At 60.2% G+C, this 19,229-nt stretch carries 13 protein-coding genes; 4 read left to right on the forward strand and 9 right to left on the reverse strand.

Going from position 1 to position 19,229, the window contains the following annotated elements:
• Positions 1 to 23 precede the first annotated feature (23 nt).
• Both SE16_RS04970 and SE16_RS04975 read right to left on the reverse strand, forming a co-directional pair.
• Entirely contained in the window at positions 24 to 1,778 is a 1,755-nt protein-coding gene (locus SE16_RS04970) for an NAD+ synthase (protein ID WP_054492838.1), read from the reverse strand.
• 23 nt (positions 1,779 to 1,801) lie between these two features.
• Positions 1,802 to 2,449, reverse strand: a complete 648-nt coding sequence (locus SE16_RS04975) for a ribonuclease HII (RefSeq protein WP_060687299.1) — start codon at positions 2,447 to 2,449, stop codon at positions 1,802 to 1,804.
• A 226-nt stretch (positions 2,450 to 2,675) separates the two neighbouring features.
• Here SE16_RS04975 and SE16_RS16150 point away from each other — a divergent pair, with 226 nt between their 5' ends.
• The 3 genes from SE16_RS16150 (at position 2,676) to SE16_RS04990 (ending at position 6,564) form a co-directional block, all read left to right on the forward strand.
• Entirely contained in the window at positions 2,676 to 3,608 is a 933-nt protein-coding gene (locus tag SE16_RS16150; protein ID WP_169787341.1) for a hypothetical protein, read from the forward strand.
• Positions 3,609 to 3,699: 91 nt separating this feature from the next.
• Complete coding sequence (locus SE16_RS15920) at positions 3,700 to 4,338, forward strand: hypothetical protein (RefSeq protein ID WP_054493115.1); 639 nt, start codon at positions 3,700 to 3,702, stop codon at positions 4,336 to 4,338.
• Between the two features lie 12 nt (positions 4,339 to 4,350).
• Entirely contained in the window at positions 4,351 to 6,564 is a 2,214-nt protein-coding gene (locus tag SE16_RS04990; RefSeq protein WP_060687304.1) for an AAA family ATPase, read from the forward strand.
• A 68-nt stretch (positions 6,565 to 6,632) separates the two neighbouring features.
• Here SE16_RS04990 and SE16_RS04995 read toward each other — a convergent pair whose 3' ends face one another.
• Both SE16_RS04995 and rpoD read right to left on the reverse strand, forming a co-directional pair.
• Complete coding sequence (locus SE16_RS04995) at positions 6,633 to 11,144, reverse strand: S8 family serine peptidase (RefSeq protein WP_060687306.1); 4,512 nt, start codon at positions 11,142 to 11,144, stop codon at positions 6,633 to 6,635.
• Positions 11,145 to 11,502: 358 nt separating this feature from the next.
• Complete coding sequence (gene rpoD, locus SE16_RS05000; RefSeq protein ID WP_082374253.1) at positions 11,503 to 12,708, reverse strand: RNA polymerase sigma factor RpoD; 1,206 nt, start codon at positions 12,706 to 12,708, stop codon at positions 11,503 to 11,505.
• 422 nt (positions 12,709 to 13,130) lie between these two features.
• Between rpoD and SE16_RS05005 the strand changes: the two genes are divergently transcribed.
• Positions 13,131 to 14,417: an MFS transporter gene (locus SE16_RS05005; RefSeq protein WP_082374252.1), complete on the forward strand. Its 1,287-nt coding sequence runs from the start codon at positions 13,131 to 13,133 to the stop codon at positions 14,415 to 14,417.
• Here SE16_RS05005 and SE16_RS05010 read toward each other — a convergent pair.
• The 5 genes from SE16_RS05010 to SE16_RS05030 all read right to left on the reverse strand — a co-directional run bounded on the left by SE16_RS05010 (position 14,414) and on the right by SE16_RS05030 (position 19,227).
• Positions 14,414 to 15,178 carry a glycosyltransferase family 2 protein gene (locus tag SE16_RS05010; RefSeq protein ID WP_054493113.1) on the reverse strand — a complete coding sequence of 255 codons (765 nt, stop codon included), beginning with the start codon at positions 15,176 to 15,178 and terminating at the stop codon, positions 14,414 to 14,416. The two genes, SE16_RS05005 and SE16_RS05010, sit on opposite strands and share 4 nt — an antisense overlap.
• A 3-nt stretch (positions 15,179 to 15,181) precedes the next feature.
• On the reverse strand, positions 15,182 to 16,066 hold the full coding sequence (locus tag SE16_RS05015; protein ID WP_054493112.1) for a glycosyltransferase family 2 protein: 885 nt from the start codon (positions 16,064 to 16,066) through the stop codon (positions 15,182 to 15,184).
• An 83-nt stretch (positions 16,067 to 16,149) separates the two neighbouring features.
• The gene (locus SE16_RS05020; protein ID WP_054493111.1) at positions 16,150 to 17,139 is read right to left on the reverse strand and encodes a malate dehydrogenase; all 990 of its coding nucleotides are present in this window, start codon (positions 17,137 to 17,139) and stop codon (positions 16,150 to 16,152) included.
• Positions 17,140 to 17,263: 124 nt separating this feature from the next.
• The gene (locus SE16_RS05025) at positions 17,264 to 18,436 is read right to left on the reverse strand and encodes a class I SAM-dependent rRNA methyltransferase (RefSeq protein ID WP_054493110.1); all 1,173 of its coding nucleotides are present in this window, start codon (positions 18,434 to 18,436) and stop codon (positions 17,264 to 17,266) included.
• The gene (locus tag SE16_RS05030) at positions 18,433 to 19,227 is read right to left on the reverse strand and encodes a patatin-like phospholipase family protein (protein ID WP_054493109.1); all 795 of its coding nucleotides are present in this window, start codon (positions 19,225 to 19,227) and stop codon (positions 18,433 to 18,435) included. The genes SE16_RS05025 and SE16_RS05030 overlap by 4 nt, the downstream gene beginning before the upstream one ends.
• Positions 19,228 to 19,229: the final 2 nt, after the last annotated feature.

Below are 19,229 nucleotides of genomic sequence, written 5' to 3' on the forward strand. Positions count from 1 at the left end.
GAGCGGCGCCCCGTCTGGCTTCCTTATGCGCGGCTGCGATACCGATTGGTAATAGGCAAGCGGCGGTCTTTCCCAAATGCGCGTGGCGTAATCTTGACCCCTGGCGCCGCCTGTCGCCGTTTATACTCGCTGCGGTCAACCATGCGAATCACACGCTCTACGGTTGTGGGGTCAAATCCCTGCGCAACAATATCCGTCGGGCTGTAATCTTCTTCAATGTAAAGCCGCAAAATCGCATCCAGCACTTCGTATGGCGGAAGCGAATCCGTATCCTGCTGCCCTGGGCGCAGTTCGGCACTTGGCGGCTTGACAATTGTGTTGTGCGGAATCACAGGACCATCCGGCAAGGTGTTGCGCCACGTTGCCAGTGCATACACCAGCGTCTTGTACACATCCTTCAAGGGTGCAAACCCACCCGCCATATCGCCATACAACGTTGCATACCCAACCGCCGACTCGCTCTTGTTGCCGGTACTGAGGACCAGCCATCCAAACTTGTTGGAGAGCGCCATCAAGTAATTCCCACGAATACGCGCCTGGATATTTTCCTCGGTCACGTCGAATTCACGCCCCGCAAACACCTCTTTCAGCGCTTCCAAATACCCCTCAAACGGCGGTTCGATTGAAATCGTCAGCAAACGAATGCCCAAATTCACCGCTAACTCTTCCGCATCGCGCAAACTGCCTTCGGATGAAAAGCGCGACGGCATACGCACGCCCACCACGTTATCAGGACCCAACGCATCCACAGCAAGCGTTGCCGTCAGGGCGCTGTCAATGCCACCGCTCAGCCCCACCACCACCTTTTCAAATCCGTTTTTGTGCACGTAATCGCGAATGCCCAACACCAACATGCGATAGACTTCTTCCAGGTCATCCGGATACGGCGCAACAAGGGCTTCCCGCGGCTCCGTCTCTTCACGCGCTGAGACGCCGCGCAACGGTTCGCCTTCCAGGCGCGGCACGATCCGCCCAAAGTGCTTCGCCAATTCCACATCTTTGCGGCGGCGTGGGTCGTGCAATCGCTTGCGGAATACTTCATCCAGGCTCACATCCACAACCAACAAGGTCTCCTCGCCCAAAGGCGCACGCGCCAGCATATGCCCATCCGGCGCAAACACCATGCTCCCGCCATCAAAGACCAACTCATCCTGCCCACCCACCAGGTTGCAATAGGCCACAACTGCAACGTTGTCCGCCGCCCGCGTGGCCAACATCCGCGCGCGTTCATGCGGCTTCCCGCGGTAGTAAGGCGACGCCGAAAGGTTGACCAACAACTCGGCACCGCCCGCCAACGCCTGCCACTGAGGCGGTCCCGAAGGATACCAGATATCCTCGCAAATGCTCACACCAACAATATCCCCCCCAAAATCAAACACCGGGCTTTCCTGCCCTTCGCCAAAGTAGCGGTTTTCATCAAACACGCTGTAATTGGGGAGATAATGCTTGCGATATTCCCCCACCAGACGCCCATTTTGCAACACCGCGGCAGCGTTGTAAATGTCGTAATCATCGGCGCTGGGAAACCCCACAATCGCCACAATATCATCGGTTTCTTTGCGAATGTCATCCAGCGCACGACGGTTTGCGTCAATAAAATCTGGCTTGAGCAGCAAATCTTCAGGCGGGTAGCCCGAAACAGCCAACTCCGGAAAGAGCACCACATCGGCGTGTTGCGCCCGTGCGCGCACAATCGCCGCTTTGATTTTCTTCGCATTTCCTTCAAGGTCGCCCACCGTCATGTTCAACTGCGCCAACGCCAAGCGAATGCGCCGCATAAAGCCTCCTTCTCGGTTGATTCTCATTCTGTGGTGTCGAATAACGCCCGAATGGGCTTCCAGGTATGACGGTGCAACGGTGTGGGACCCAACCGCTGCAAGGCGGCACGGTGTTCCGCCGTACCATACCCTTTATGTCGAGCAAATCCATACCCCGGATAGTCGGTATCGTAGGCTTCCATCAAACGGTCGCGGGCAACCTTGGCGAGAATGCTCGCGGCGGCAATCGAAATCGAAAGCGAGTCTCCCCGCACCAGGGCTTCCTGCGGCAGCGGAGACTCCGGCAGAGGAAAGGCATCCAGCAACAATGCCTGGGGTGCCAGCGGCAATTGTTCAAGCGCCCGCCGAATGGCTAAACGTGTGGCTGGTGCAATCCCCAATCTGTCAATCTCCGCGGGCGAAGCCGAAGCGACCGCCGTCGCCAGTGCCACTTCTTCAATCAACGGCACCAACGCTTCGCGCTGCGCCGGTGTGAGCAACTTGCTATCGCGAACGCCGGCGGCGCGCAACACATTCGCCATCGTCACATCAGCAGGGAGCACCACCGCCGCCACCATCACGGGACCCGCCCAGCAGCCGCGCCCCGCCTCATCACACCCCGCCACATAGCGCTTGCCCTGCGACCAAAACAGGCGTTCGTAGTGCAGTGTAGGCAATTGTGTTTTGTCCATGGGTGTTGTGCCTCCTTTTCCCCAGCGCGAGAAGAGTACCGAGAGTTGGGCGAATGAGCAAGCCTTCCACCCTTCATGACCGAATGTTCATTCATCTCGATTGTTCAACATGCGCAATTTTCATCAAACAGGCATATGCTCTGCTACAGACTTTGCTTGAAAAGAGGGATGAGGTGGCGCGACACCGAACACAAGCATGGCAAGTGATACAGCTTCTCTGTGCCATATGGCTCTGGCACAGTGTAGGCGTGCCATCCCTTTATGCCCAAACTCCCATAGCCACGCCCTCGCCATCGCCCACCGCCTCGCCGACACCCACCGCGAGCGCTACGCCCTCGCCCACCGCCTCGCCCACACCCACCGCGAGCGCTACGCCCTCGCCCACCGCTTCACCGACACCGACCGCGAGCGCTACGGCAACGCCCACCGCTTCGCCCACACCCACCGCAACCGCCACGACCTCGCCCACCGCTTCGCCGACACCCACCGCGAGCGCCACGCCCTCGCCTACCGCTTCGCCCACACCCACCGCGAGCGCTACGCCCTCGCCCACCGCTTCACCGACACCCACCGCAACCGCCACGCCCTCGCCTACCGCTTCGCCCACACCCACCGCGAGCGCCACGCCCTCGCCTACCGCTTCGCCCACACCCACCGCGAGCGCTACGCCCTCGCCCACCGCCTCGCCCACACCCACCGCGAGCGCTACGCCCTCGCCCACCGCTTCGCCGACACCCACCGCGAGCGCTACGCCCTCGCCCACCGCCTCGCCGACACCCACCGCGAGCGCTACGGCAACGCCGCTTCCCGTCTGCACACCGAACCCAACCCGCACGCCGCCGCCGCCCGTCAAACCAACCGCAACACCCTCAGCCACGCCCACCATGACGCCGTCCCCCAGCCCAACACGCCCACCGACCGCGTCGCCATCTCCAACCGCTTCGCACACGCCACCGGCGACACCCACACCAACACCGACGCCCCGCCCGACCACGCCGGGCACACCACCCGCGCCGCCAGGCACGCCCCCCATGCGGCTCGAACTCATTCTGCTTGGGGTTGCGCTCATCCTTGGGGGACTCTGGATCGCCGCCTTCGCTTCGGTCTACGCCCCCCGCCGCATGAGTTGAACCCATATCTGCTTGCTCAACAACGTTAGGCGTGGTACGATAGCGCCCGCTGCGGATCGTCTGTATCCGTCTTTTTTTCTGAATCTGACACAACACGCACGCAAGAGGTGTGTTTTCACTATGCAACGTCTGCGCCATTGGTGGAATGAAACGTTGACGCCGCGTCAACGCAGCATGTACACAACATTTTTGGTGATTATCGGGCTGACCATCCCCTGCTACATTTTGGGGTTTGTCCTGCTCTTTGCGGTGGAACCGTTGCCCGGCGGAAACGCAACACCGGCGCCAACGGCAACGTTTGCCGAACCCAAGATTACGCCTTTACCGCCTACGAACACGCCGCTTCCAACCGCAACCCGCGCGCCCACCAACACGCCGCCGCAAGAGCCAACCAACACGCCCTTGCCAACCGCCACACGCGTGCCAACACGCACAGCGTTGCCGACAGCCACGCCATCACCCAGCCCAACGCCGTCGCCCACGATCACGCCATCGCCCACGCCTTCACCATTGCCGTCGGCGACGCCAACAGCAACAATTGCGCCAACCGATACGCCCGTACCCACGGCGACACCAACGAGCGCACTGCCGACACCGACGACCGCACCGCCAACGCCTACACAGCCGCCTGAAACGCCAACACCAACCGTGGCGCCATCGCCGACAGCCACAACGGTTTCACTCCCGTTGCCAACACCCACGCTCACGGTCGCGCCCACACAGGTTGGCGTACAGCCGTCGCCAACACCAACACCCTAAGCCGTACTCACTATGGATTTGTTCGAGCATGCGCGTCGCGAACAGAATGCAGCAGAAGCGCCGCTCGCGGCGCGCATGCGCCCCCGCACATTGGATGAATTCGTTGGGCAAGAACACATCATTGGTCCGGGGCGCTTGCTCCGCCGCGCCATCCAAGCCGATCAACTCTCCTCGCTGATTTTTTACGGACCACCCGGCACGGGCAAAACCACGCTCGCCCGCATCATCGCGAACACCACCAAAGCCCACTTCATCGCCATCAACGCTGTGCTGGCAGGCGTCAAAGATATCCGCCAGGCGATTGAAACGGCGCAAGAACAACGCAACCTGTACGGTCGGCGCACCATCCTCTTTGTGGATGAAGTGCACCGCTTCAACAAAGCCCAACAAGACGCCCTGCTGCCCTGGGTGGAAAACGGCACGGTCATTCTCATCGGCGCCACGACTGAAAACCCCTATTTTGAAGTCAACAAAGCGCTGGTGAGCCGTTCGCGCATCTTTCAACTCAAACCGCTCAGCGAAAACGACCTGCGCCGTATCGCCGAACAAGCCCTGCGCGACCCCGAACGCGGCTACGGTCGCTTGAAGATCCACATGGAAGAAGAAGCACTTGCGCACCTGGTCAACGTCGCCAATGGCGACGCCCGCGCCTTACTCAACGCGCTGGAACTGGCAGTTGAAACCACGCCCCCCGATGAAGAGGGCGTTATCCACATCACGCTCGACGTTGCCGAAGAATCCATTCAGCGCCGTGCCGTCCTCTACGACAAAGAGGGCGACGCGCACTTCGATACCATCAGCGCCTTCATCAAAAGCGTGCGCGGCTCCGATCCGGACGCCGCGCTCTACTGGTTGGCGCGCATGGTCTATGCCGGTGAAGACCCGCGCTTTATTTTTCGCCGCTTGCTCATTCTCGCCAGCGAAGACGTAGGGCTTGCCGACCCCAACGCCATTGTGGTGGTGAATGCGTGCGCCGAAGCCTTTGACCGCGTTGGCATGCCCGAAGGGCAATTCCACCTGGCGCAAGCAACGCTCTATCTGGCAACCGCCCCCAAATCCAACAGCACTATGGGCTTCTTCGACGCATTGCGCATTGTCGAAGAGACACGCGAAGGCGAAGTTCCCACCCACCTGCGCGACGCCAGCCGCGACAAACAAGGCTTCGGGCATGGGGAAGGATACCGCTATCCACACGCCTACCGCAACCATTGGGTTGCGCAACAATACTTGCCCGACACACTGCAAGGGCATCTCTTCTACACGCCCTCCGACCAAGGGTATGAAGCCACCATTGCTGAGCAAGTCGCCCGTCGCCGTGAAGCCCAGATAGCCGCACTCAGCGACGGTGTGGGGCTCGCGCCGCCGGAAATTCTCACTTTCAGCCCAGCAGACACACAAACCGAACGTTGGTTGCAGCGCACGTTGGGGCAACAGGGCGATCGGCTCGCCTTCATCCGCGACCAACTGTTTGAACATGCCGCGCTTCAGCGCCACCACGTCGTGCTCGATCTGCACGCCGCGCGGGGTTTGCTGGTATGGGAAGCCATCCGCCGCACACCCGAAGGCGGGGTTTTCGCCGTCGCCCATACCGCCGAAGAAGGGGAACGCTTGCGCCGCGAAGCCGAGGCGCTGCCGCTTCTGCACCGCCCGCACATTCTGGTCGCGCCACCCGAAGCGCTCCTGCCAACGCTCGCCCAGGAAGCGCCCGACGTGCGATTTGACCGCATTGTGGGGTACGCCGCACTGTCGAAACTGGAAACGTGGGACGAGTGGCTGCACGGTTTGCGTTCCATCCTCGCCGAGGGCGGTGTCCTCGCGCTCGCCGAGCCGCTGCCGCGCTACACGCAACGCCTCTCGGCGCTCGTACCGCCGGAAATGCTGCCCGCCAACCTGCACGCCCGCTGGCAACAAGCCGAAGAAGCCCTTTACGCCCACCATCCACGCTTGAACCGCGACGAAACCACGCTCGAAACCGCCTTGCAGCGCGCCGGGTGGCATGCCACCATCACATGCCACTCTTTCGTCAGCGAAATACGTCTCTCTCCCGCCACGGTGGCACGCTGGCTTACCCACAATCCCGCCACACCATCTTACATGGACCTGCTCCGCGAACATCTCAGCGAAGAAGACCTTGCCGCCATCGCCACAGCATTGCCGACACTCGCCCGCCAAACAGTTCGTTGGCAAACACGCATCGCCTTTCTGCGTGCCACACCAACTCGCTGAACAGAAAGCCCCCGCCACAAAAAAACGCCCCCGCCGTTTGGCGGGGGCGACTTCGTCACCGCGTGATGTTATGGATTGAGAATCAGCGGCGCGAAGAGTTTGTACCACTTGGCGACGGTGGTGATTTCCGCCGTAGCCACAGGGCTGACATCCAACGGCTGAGTCGCACCCTGCGAGTACACCAGCACGGCGGCGGTGTCCATGTCACCATCCTGGGCGCTCATCGGGATCGTCACCACCACGTTGAACGTGTCAGAGTCACCCGGTGCCAACGGACCAACCGAAGCAGGTGCGGTAGCCGTCCAGCTGTTGCCCACCACCTGAATCGTGAACGAGTCCGTCGAAGCCCCCTGGTTGTGCAACGTCAACGTATAAGTGACCTCATCACCCGGATAGGCGCTCATGGTTTGCGTCGCCGGCGTCAGCGAAACCGCGTACGTCGGGACGGTGACGCTGGCGCTGGTCGTCTCGACCTTGCTACCGGGGTTGTCCGTCGTCGAGGTCACCGTGTTGGTGTAGACACCCGGCGTTGCCCCGTCGTCAACCGTCACCTGGTACGTCAGCGTTGCTTGTTGTGCCAGCGGTTCCATATCGAAGCAGATCGCCATCCCATCATGCAGGTTAATATCATCATATGGGAATGGCGCCACGCCAACCGTACCGTCGCCGTTTTCGATACCCACCGTGCCCCAATTGGGCATTGCCATCGAGATGTTGTCGTACGCAAAGATGATGTCATACGGACCGGCGTACGGATCACGCTCGATGAAGATCTGCATATCGAGCGTCTGCGTAATCGCTCCCCATTCATATACATCATCGTATTCGATGATATGCGCCACCGGGATGCCGCCACTGGTCAGGTTCGCTATCGTGACACCGTAGTTATTCGCGGCATCGTATTGGATGACGAAGTCATGCCAGAAGAGCGCCAACAGGTTGTTGACATCATCCGGCCATGGGATGGGGCGGTTGATCCACGGATTCGTGTACACCGACGGATCATCGAACGCCAGGAAGCCATCGTCGGTGAAGTAGAGTGTATTGGGCATTGGCTGGCCAAAGTACGTAATGTTGGCCGGATCGCCGCTCAACGACAGTGAGAAGACCTGCGTATCACCCGAAAAGGACGCATCGGCGGAAATGCCAAAGGCCGCCAGATCCAAGTAAGCGTCCGGTTTGCCGTCCAAGGTTGAGAGCGGCACCGCACAAGCCGGGTCATCGTCGCTGGTGGTCCAGGTGTAGGTGAAGCCCGGTTTGCTCATGGAGAGGTCCCAGACAATCTGGTTCCCGCTCGTCATCACCGTCCCGCTTGAAACGGAGATTGAACCGGGCACCAGCGACAAGCCGGCCGGGATGGTGTCAGTAATGGTGTACATCAGGTCTTCGGGCAGGGTGTTCGGGTTGACCGTGATGGTAAAGGTCGCCGTTTCACCCGTCCCAATAACCTGGCGGTCGGCCGTCTTTTGCACGTCGTCTTCAATGCGATGCAAGTCAACCAGCACACGGCCGATGTCGTCCGGCGAGGCGGGGTTGCTGCCCACATCGAAGGCAGCGTAGTAGCGATCGCCTTCCGTCAGGGTTGGGATATCCCAGTAGAGACGCAGGTCATACGGCGTTTCCGCCGGTACGGTCATGGGACCCGTGACCCACATTTCCATGGTGTCCGTTCCGGGCACCACTGCATACGAGAAGGTGATGTCGTCCGCCGCACCCGTACCAGCCCAGCTTTGCACCAAAATCCACCAGACGCCGGCTTGCGGGTCGTCAATGTTGCAGTATTCCACAAACGAGGATGTGGTGCTCTTGCATTGTTCAGTCACTTCGCTGGGTGTTGAACCGGTCCCGACAAACAAGTCCACGTCCGGCGCTTCGGATTCAAAGACTTCCGCCACCAGGCGCGTGGCGCTCACCGGCACGGTCACCGTCACCCAATGCACCTGGCTCAGGTCGTCATACGGATCACCGTTGGTGGCATCTTCCACCAGGCTCACCGTCTCAACCGTCCCCTTCGCCGGGCCATACATCGTCGTCGTGAGATCGGTAATCTCGATAGAGATGTTATCCGGCATCAGATACGAGCCGGCATTGCGGCGCGCTTCGACCGTGACGCTATCCGGCAGCACACCCGACGTGGGCAGGACGGCCACGGGCATATGCCCACCCACAACCTGGACCCCCTGCGTCGTTACTATCGGCATAATATCCACCTGGCCGAAGACCCACGCACCATCCGGCAGACCGGTGACATCCACCGTCACCGTAATGATCTGCGTTCCGCCTGCCGGCAACGTAAAGGTCATCGGCTCAACCGTAATCGTGCCGGACATGATGGTCGCGCTGGTCCCGTAGTCCACGGTAATGGGCAACGTGCTGGTCAGAGTACGCGTCCACGAGCACGTTTGGAGACAAGCACTGTCGGCCAGGCTGGCAATATTGAGCGCACGCGGGTCACCACCCGTACTTGGGTTGGCGGCCACGTAGTTCGCTTCGGTTTCGTCGAGCACAAAGCCCACATAGGGCGCCATGCTCAAATCAACACGCCCAGCACCGCGATCGAAGGGATCGGCAGGCGTCGTTTCATCGCTGTCCAGCACTGTGGTATCCGCCGTCAACATCAACGCGGACTTAATTTCATCCGGCGTCCAGTTCGGGTAAAGCCCACGCATCAAGGCCGCCGAACCAGCCGTGTGCGGGCTGGACATCGAGGTCCCGCTAATCATGGCGAATTCCGGCTCCGGCGAGACACCATCCGTTTTATACGCCGCCAGAATGCTCACACCCGGGTTCGTCACATCCGGCTTGATGACATCATTCGTCGCCGGGTCAGGACCGCGCGAGCTAAACGAGGCCATAATGTCGCCGTTGCTCGGGTCCAGGTCGAGTGTGGTGCCCATAATGGTCGCCGTATAGGTGCCAGTGGGGTCGCTCAACCAGGCGCGCAGTTGTTCACTTGCCGTATACCCCAGGTGGACAGCCGGCAAGACGTGTTGGTCGGCGCTGGTGGATTCACCATCAGCTGCCATGTTTGCCAGCACGAAACCACCCGCACCACCGGCGCGCACGTTGGCGCCTTTTTGCACACGCGCAATCTGACCGCGGTCACATACGACGATTTCGCCGTTGAAAGTCCCCGGAGCAAATGGCTGGAGACATTGAGCGTCGTCGGCGTCCGTGTCACCGTCCCCGTCGTTATCATACCAGCCAGCGTACACAATCGGGGCAGGACCGTAGCCAGGCGTCACGCTCGTGCCATACAGGTCGGGCGGCGGCGTGCCTACCGTGCCGGTCATGTTGATGAGAGCGTTGATCATCTTGCGGTTGTGGGTGCTTGCCCCCACGGAAATCATCCAGGGCGCATCGGCGGGCGAACCAATGGTCGATGGACCAGGGCCCGAGTTCCCAGCCGACGTCACCGGGACAATGCCGGCACTCCACGCCCCAAAGAAGGCTTGGGCGTCAGCGTCGTTCCAGGGGTCGCTCGATCCACCACCAATGGAGTAGTTGATAACATCAACACCGTCCACAACCGTCTGATCAATAGCCGCCACCAACGCTACACCAGCACAGCCCTCAGGACCACAGGCGTCATACGCGACAATGTTGGCGTGCGGCGCCACACCTGAAATCTTGGTGAAAGCAAAGACTGGCGTCGGCGGATAGACGGGATCCGTTGCTGTCGTGGAGTAGAGCGTGGGCGAATAGACGACGTTCCCAGCGGCAGTGCTCGCCGTGTGGCTTCCGTGGCCGTCACCATCTTCGGGACCGTCGCTTTCATCGCCAACGGCATCGTGGAAGTCCCACACACCAATCAGCTTGTCATTACACACCCACTGCGGGTCATAGTTCGCATTGTTGGGATCACACCAGCCAACATAGTTGCCGGCTCCCCACGGGTTTGTGTGGTCGTATCCGTCGTCACCCACATCAGCAAACGAGGGGTGGTCCATGTTGATACCGGTGTCAATCACACCAACAATGACGCCTTCACCCTTGTAGGCAAAGTCATTCCAAATGGTAGGCGCGCCAATCCACTCGGGTCCTGCATCGGTGAGCGGGTAGCGGTAGAAGTTGCGCTGCACCATGCGCACACCGGGGACCTTGGCAACGGTCTCAGCCTCATCGGGGCTCAGACGAATGGCGAAACCGTTGAAAGCCACCTTGTAATCAAACAATTTCTCAACGTCGCGCCCCAACGCCTGTTCGATAGCGTTCAGCCGTTGGGCATGCAACGTATCCAGATACGCCAGGTACGCCTGGCTTGCGGGGCTGGTGACATCAAGTTTGCGCGCACCGGTCACGCTGTTCGCGGTGGGCGCCAACCCTTGAATGCCACCTTCATACAATGCAAGCGGGGGTTCCTTCATCTGGACGATATACCATTCATCGCCCTTGGCATCCTTGGGCTGAATCACACGCCCTTCATCACCCAACGAAAACGGAGAAACGGGCTCGGCGGTTGCAGGCTCAAGCTGCAACTTTTCGCCTGCAGCGGGGGTTGGCTGTTCCGCTCGCACAACGGTAAAGACGGAGACCGCCGCCAGCAGGACAGCCAGCATTACAGCTATACGCGTTTTCATGAAAACTCCTCCCGGTCTGGTCATTGACCTGTTGACAAATACGGGAAACTTGCAGAGGACGAGACGACAAAAAGACCGTCAACACAAGCAAGACGTTTGTGTGCGCTCTCACCTCCTTTCGTTCTGTGTAGCCTCTTTGCCACATGTATGTTGAACGGAACAGTGCAAAATGGGGAAAACTGAGACCGGTAGATTGGGCAATGTGGTACTCTGGCAGCAACGCAAGGCAGGACCAGTACCACACGCCATTATATCAGTGTGTTGAAGGGTGTCAATTCACTTGAAAACAGTTTGCCACCGCAAAATAAAAATGGGCTGCCATTTTCAGCAGCCCGTTTTTTTGGACACCCATATGATTTCAAGGATTGAGGTAATCTTTCAGCCGGCGGCTCCGGCTGGGGTGGCGCAGTCGGCGCAGAGCTTCACCTTCAATCTGGCGGATACGTTCGCGTGTAAGCCCAAACTTTTGCCCCAGCTCTTCCAGCGTATGCGCGCGCCCATCCACCAGCCCAAAGCGCAAGCGCAAAATACGCGCCTCGCGCGGGTCAATGGTACTCAGTGCACGTTCCAGCTCCTGGCGCAGTAACTTGTTGCTGGCGACATCCGTTGGGGCGGGCGAATCTTCATCTTCAATGAAAGCGCCCAATTCGCTGTCTCCATCTTCACCCACCGGCTTTTCCAGGCTCAACGGGCGGCGGCTGATACGCAACATCCAGCGTACTTTTTGAGGTGAAATGTCCATCGCTTCGGCAATTTCTTGCGGCGTCGGTTCGCGGCCCAGCTTTTGCTCCAATTCACGGCTCACGCCATACAACTTGCGAATCCGATCGCTCATGTGAACCGGCACGCGGATGGTACGCCCCTGGTCGGCAATCGCACGTGTAATCGCCTGGCGAATCCACCATGTGGCATACGTGCTGAACTTGTACCCACGTTTGTAGTCGAACTTGTCCACCGCACGCATCAAACCCAGGTTGCCTTCCTGAATCAGGTCGAGGAAGGGCACACCCTGGTTCATGTACCGCTTGGCAATGCTCACCACCAACCGCGAGTTTGCCTTGATGAGGTGATCGCGCGCCATCTCACCCAAACGCACAAGGCGTTCCAGCTGCGCTTTTTCAATATCATCAGCGTATTCACCCGCTTCCAGGCGTTCGCGCGCCATGCGGCCGGCTTCCATCTGCTTCGCCAATTCGACTTCCTGCTCAGCAGTCAACAGCGGCACGCTCCCGACTTCGCGCAGGTACAGGCTGACTGTGTCTTCAATATCAATGCCTGAAAGGTCATACACCGGCGTTTCCGGCACAGCCGATTCCATATCCATCTGCAGCTCATTCCAGGAAGCAGGCGTTTGCCGCGCCATTTCGGCTTTGGCTTCTTCCTCGGTCTGAAAAACGCGAATGCCCTCTTCTTCGAGCAACTCAAAAATTTCATCAAGCTGGCTCAAGGCTTCTTCCGCCTCAGGAAACACATCCAACAGCTCATTGGCGGTCACATAGCCGCGCTCGCGCGCTTTTTCGAGCAAGGCTTTGGCGCTTTGAATTTGTTCTTGCACCGTATTCACTGAAACACCTCCTACACAAAGAACCAGCGCCACAGAGATGAACAATACTCCTGGCGCTGGCGTTGCATGGTCTGCGAGCAAATCAGGGAGAAAGCTTTTTTCAAGAAACAAAAATCCTTTCCGGAACGGCTACCGCGTGAGATTATATCATATCAAAAGAAGCGTTGTCAACCCCTTTTGTGAAAAATGGAACTCTTTCATATTTTTTGCTTTGAAATGATATTTTACTAAACGCAACAACCTATTTATGCTTTATCTTTTTAGCAGAAAACAACGATAACAACACAATCATTTCGAGCGCATCTCCCTTCTCTGCCACCATCAACAGCGCGTACTGACACGCATCCGCAAAATGCGGCGCTATTTGTCGCCCCTCAAAAGCCTTGTATGATGTCGACAAAAACTTAGCAAGGGAAACTATCATGCGCGCAAAACGGCTATTTGGCACTGAACCGTGGCATCGCACCCTGGCGATTGCCTTCCTTGCGCAACTCATGGCGGGGCTGGGGTTTTCTCTGGTCTTTCCCTTTCTCCCGCTCTACGTGCAATATCTGGGTATCCGTACCAGCGGCAGTGTGGAGTTTTGGTCGGGGATTGTTTTTGCGGTACAAGCCTTCACGATGATGCTCAGCGCCCCCGTGTGGGGGAGCCTGGCCGACCGCTATGGGCGCAAACTCATGGTCCAACGTGCAACCTTCGGCGGGGCGGTCATTCTCCTGGCGATGGGGTTTGCCCGCTCCGCAGAAGAATTGGCCATTCTCCGCGCCATCCAGGGGCTGATTACCGGCACCGTCACCGCCACCATTGCGCTGGTGGCCGCCGCCACGCCGCGCAAGCACAGCGGCTTTGCGCTTGGATTGCTGCAAGTGGCGCTTTGGGCAGGCATCGCCGTCGGTCCCGTCATTGGCGGCGTCATGGCTGATACGGTCGGCTTTCGCGCCACGTTCATCCTCACGTCCACCTTGCTCTTTCTGGCCGGCGTGCTGGTGCATTTCGGCATTCACGAACCGCCACGCACACCACAACCCACAGAAGCGCGCCCCAGCCTGCTGCAAAGTTGGCGCGAGGTGCTCCATTTGCCCGGCGTGCTGCCGACCTTTGTCGTGCGTTTCCTCAACAATGTAAGCCGCATGTCCGTGATGCCCCTGCTTCCGCTCTTCGTTCAATCACTGATGAGCAACAGCAACGCCGTCGGCACGATGACGGGGCTGGTCAGCGGTATCGGTTCGGCAATGAGCACATTGAGCGCTGTTGTGTTAGGGCGTGTGGGCGACAAAGTCGGGCACAAGCGCGTGCTGGTGTTTGCCGCCATACTGGCCGCCGCCGGCTATGTGCCGCAAGCACTGGTGACATCACCCTGGCAGTTGATTCTGCTCAATGGCATTACCGGCGCTGCGGTGGGGGGGATTTTGCCGGCCTTGGGGGCGTTGCTGGCGCAATACAGCCCACCCGGCCACGAGGGTGCGGTCTATGGGCTGGATGCTTCGGTCGGTTCAGCGGGGCGCACGGTGGCGCCCATCGTCGGTTCAGCCATTGCCATGTGGTTTGGCATTCGCGCGACGTTTGTTTTTGCGGGCGCTGTTTTTGCGCTGGCGGCGCTTCTGGCGCTCCGATTGCCGCCGCCATCCGAAGAAATGGTTGAAGAAGAGGAAGGGGTGGAAAAAGAAATCGAGAAGGCGACTGCAACCCTGCGACCGCTGGCGCGCTAAGCCCCGCCCTGTTGCTGGCGTTGCCAGACAAGCCGCACCACCTCCCATTCAAACCAGGCCATCGCCAGGCTCAATTGCAAGCCCAGCAAGCCATCGCGCCAGCCCTGCCAGCGCACATAACGCCGCCAAAACCCGCGCAATGGTTGCAAGAAGAAGGTACGCACGCGCACGCGCCGCCCTTCGATCACCCACCGCTCGGCTTCATACCGGGCGTAGGCGGCTTGCTTGGCGAAAAATTCACGCCATGAGTCGTAGTTCAAGTGCACAAGCGGCGTTTGCAAATAACCGGTTTCGCCATCCACAGCCGCCACTTCATGTACCACCTCGGTGGTGTCGTAATGCGCGTGCCCCTTTTTCAACAATCGCAACTGGTAATCGGGCGCCCAGCCTGTGTAGCGGACTTCCTTCCCCCAAAAGAAATTGCGCCGCGGCACCCACCACCCCACTTCGGGGCGCTGGCTGCGCACGACGGCTTGCACCTCTTCCGCCAGCGCAGGGGGAACGCGCTCGTCGGCGTCCACAAAAAAGACCCACGCGCCACGCGCCATCTCCAACGCCGCCTGGCGCTGGTCGCCGAAGTGGGTGAAGGGGCGTTGTTCCACCCGCACCCCCGCCGCGCGGGCAATGTCGAGCGTGCGGTCGGTGCTGCCGCTATCCAACACCATCACTTCATCCGCCCACCCCAGCGTTTCCAGGCAACCGGGCAAGTGGCGTTCTTCATTGCGCGTCAATACCACCACGCTGATTGTCGGCTGCGGCATGGGCTATCCTCCACGCGCACGCTGTTTTTGCCACGCCAACCCCACCGCCACCAATGCGCGCACCAGCCACACGTAGGGGCGCGGGGCAAACTTGGTGTAGTAGCGTAAGCGGCTCCGCCACAAGGCGCGAAACATCTCTTCGCGAAACTGGCGAGTGCTTTGCCCCTCGTGGTGAATCACCAGCGCCGTGGGCACCAGTTGCAACCGCCAGCCAGCCTGTTTCATGCGGCGGCACCAATCCAACTCTTCCACGTACATGAAATAGCCTTCATCGAGCAAGCCCACCTGCTGAATGGCTTCGCGCCGCACCATGAGCGCCGCGCCCAACACCATGTCCACGTCGAACGGTTTGCCCTGCTCGTACCACGCCCGCGGATACCGCCCGTTGAGGCGCGTTTCGTAGAGCCGCGCCGGAAGCGGGAACAGGTCGAAGGCGATTTGAAGCAAGCCGGGAAAGGCAAATGCGCCATGCTGAAAACGCCCGTCGCCGTACTGCAAACGTGGTCCCACCGCCGCTACATCGGGATGCGCACGCAAATGCGCCAGCAACTGTGCGGGGGCGTTGCCCACCGTTTCCGTATCGGGATTGAGCAGCCAGACCGCTTCGGGCAGCGCGTCGCCGTGGGGAAACCCCAGGTGGCGCAACGCCAGGTTGTTGGCGCGTGCAAACCCCAAATTTTCACCCGGTTCCAGCAGTTCAACGTCGGGGAAGGTGCGCCGCACCATCTCGGCGCTCCCATCGTGGCTGGCGTTGTCCACAACAATGATGCGCGCATGTGATGGACCATGCGCGTGCAGGCTGGTTTGCAGGCTGGCAATAGCGCGCTGAAGCAGGTCGCGTGTGTTGTACGAAACAATGATGACGGCTAATTCCGGTGGGTTCGCCATGTGTGTTCATTCACCCCCATAGGTTCACAAAACAAAGGTGGGGAGTGCCGCTCACACTCCCCACCGCGTGCAGGCAGGCGCGTTTACGGGTTCAACAGGTCTTTGATGGCTTCGCGTTCTTCCAGCAGTTCCTGCGCGGTGCGTTCAATGAGCGGCTTCACCCAGTCGGGGTGTTCCAGCCCATTGACGACTTCGTAGTTGCCATCCTTGCAGACAACCGGATACGAGAAGATGACGCCTTCGGGAATGCCGTAGTCGCCCAGGTGCGAGGGCACCGCCATCGAGACCCAGTCGCCTTCGGGCGTTCCAAGCGCCCACGAGCGCACATGGTCAATCAGCGCGTTGGCCGCGGACGCAGCCGAGGAGTGCCCACGCGCTTCGATGATGGCGCGCCCACGTTGCTGCACGGTCGGGATGAATTCGTTGCGCACCCATTCGTCATCGTTGATGACTTGCGGCGCCGGCTGCCCTTTGACGAGCGCATGCGTAATGTCGGGCACTTGCGTGGCGGAGTGGTTCCCCCAGATGATAATGCGCTGGACATCGGTCACATGCACGCCGGCTTTCTTCGCCACCTGGTTGATAGCGCGGTTATGGTCGAGGCGGGTCATGGCGGTGAAACGTTCGTTCGGAATGTCGGGGGCGTTGCTCATGGCAATCAGGGCGTTGGTGTTGGCGGGGTTCCCCACCACCACAACGCGAATGTCCGCGGCGGCGTTTTCGTTGAGCGCACGCCCTTGCCCGACGAAAATGGGGCCGTTGTCGCGGATGAGGTCTTTGCGTTCTTGCCCCTTCCCGCGCGGCTTAGCGCCCACCAGCAACGCCCAGTTGGCATCGCGGAAGGCGACGTTGGGGTCATCCGTGAGCACCATGTCATAGAGGAGCGGGAAGGCGCAGTCTTCAAGTTCCATCGCCACGCCCTTCAGAGCGGAAAGCGCCGGCGTAATTTCGAGCATTTGCAGGATGACGGGTTGGTCGGGGCCAAACATATCGCCAGCGGCAATGCGGAAGAGGAGCGAATACCCAATGTTCCCGGCGGCACCGGTCACGGCAACACGAATTGGCTTCTTCATCGTTCGCCTCCTTAGGGGTTGGTTCCGCGTGCGTCTTGCACGTTTTTTGTTTGTGAACTGGCGGCCGTATCATACCGTTGAGCGAAAAGATTGGCAATTCGTGAAAGGTTGCACAAAGCCACATTCACGCCACATCGGCCACGTGGGCGATGACAAATTTCAGGTAGCGCCCTTCGGGAAAATGGGGCGGCACTGGGTGGTCGAGTGGTTGGCCGGCGTCGTGCAGAATGCGCAAGCGACGCCCCGCCTTGGCGGCGGCGGTTGCCAGCATGTTGAGGAAATCGGCATGCGAAACCTGCGCGGTGCAACTGGACGAGACCAGCAGACCACCGGGGGGAATGAGGTTGAGCGCCAGAGCGTTCAGGCGGGTGTAGGCGCGGATGGCTTTGTGGCGCTGGTTCTTGCTGCGTGCGAAACTTGGGGGGTCGAGTACGACCACGTCGAATGTGCGCCCTTCACGGGCGTACTGTTCGAGCAGGTCGAACACATCGGCACGGGTGAAGGCGTGCGCGTCGGGGTCAAGCCCGTTGAGGGCGAAGGTGCGGCGGGCGTCTTCCAGCGCGTTGGCGGCAACGTCCACACTTTCGACGAAACGCGCGCCCCCCAACGCCGCCGCTAATGAAAACCCCCCGTTGTAGGCGAAGCAATTGAGCACCCGTTTGCCGCCGCACCAGCGCATGAGTTCGCGCCGATTTTCGCGCTGGTCCAGAAAGAGGCCGGTTTTCTGCCCGTGGAGCAAGTTGGCGTACATGTGCCAGCCGTTTTCGAGCACCACGAGTTCATCCGGTGGGCGCTGCCCCCAATGCACATGCCAGCGCGGTTCGCCAAATTCATCTTCCTGTCGCTCGGCGATACCGTCAACGGGAGCAACGCGCCGCAACGCTGCCACCACCCACGGGACAAGTTTGCGCACGCTATCGGTGTAGGTGCGCAAAATGGCGTGGCGGTCGTAGAGGTCTACCACGATGCCGGGCAAGCCGTCGCTTTCGCCGTAGAGCCAGCGGTAGGCATTCGTGTCGCCCCGTGCGCGCAACGGTGCGCGAACATCCCAGGCTTCGCGCACACGCGCTTCAACCCATGCTATATCGGGAATGGTGTGGCGCGAAAAAAGGCGCACGGCAATCGGTCCATGCGCGTCCCAAATGCCGTAGGCGGCGACATTGCCCGCGCTGACACGCACCCAACTCCCGTTTTTCAGGTAGGTGTTGGGCGGAATGTGGTCGCGGTAAATCCAGGGATGCCCACTCAACAAGGCTGGTTTCAAATCGGCGGGAAGGCGAATCTCGCGAATGCTCATCGTTCTAACCCCAGGTCGCGTTTGATTTTGACGATGACGGCTTCGGCGGCGGCGCGTCCAAGGGCTTCCATTTCGGGACCATGCGAGAAGTCCCACGGCGCATAGCCACCCAGCGCCGGCTGAATGTAGCAATCCACCGATTGCGGGTCGGGGTGGTTTTGGCGCACGAGCAGGTTCGCCGCCATGAGCAACATCTCGAACGGGTTGGACGGTTGCGGTTGGCTCACCGGCGGCGGAATGAGGTCTACGGCGATGACGTAATCGGCGCCCATTTCGCGCACTACATCCACGGGCAAGTTGTCCACGACACCGCCATCCACCAGCAAGCGCCCGTTCATCTCCACCGGCGGAAAAAGCCCCGGCAAAGCGGCGCTGGCGCGTACCGCGCGCGCCACAGAGCCTTCGCGCAACACCACCCGCTCGCCGGTGAGAATGTCGCACGCGACGGCGGCAAAGGGGCGTTGGAGTTCATCGAATGTTTGGACGCCAATTTGTTCGCGGATAAAGGCTTCCATGGGTTCGGTATCGAACAGGCTCAGGCCGGTGCGCAGCGAAAAGCGCGCCAAACGCGGCCACCGCAACGTGCGAAAAACGGCGCTCATGGTGGCGGTGCTCACGCCCGCGGCGTAGCCCGCGCCCACAATCGCGCCGGCGCTTGTGCCGGCGATCACATCGGGGATGATGCCTTCACGTTCCAGCACTTGCAGAACGCCAATGTGGGCGGCGCCACGCACCGCACCGCCGCTCAGTGCCAGGCCGATGCGTTTGGATTTGCGCGGAAAGAGTGGCATGG

The sequence above is a fragment of the Ardenticatena maritima genome, assembly GCF_001306175.1.
Classification (GTDB): domain Bacteria; phylum Chloroflexota; class Anaerolineae; order Ardenticatenales; family Ardenticatenaceae; genus Ardenticatena; species Ardenticatena maritima.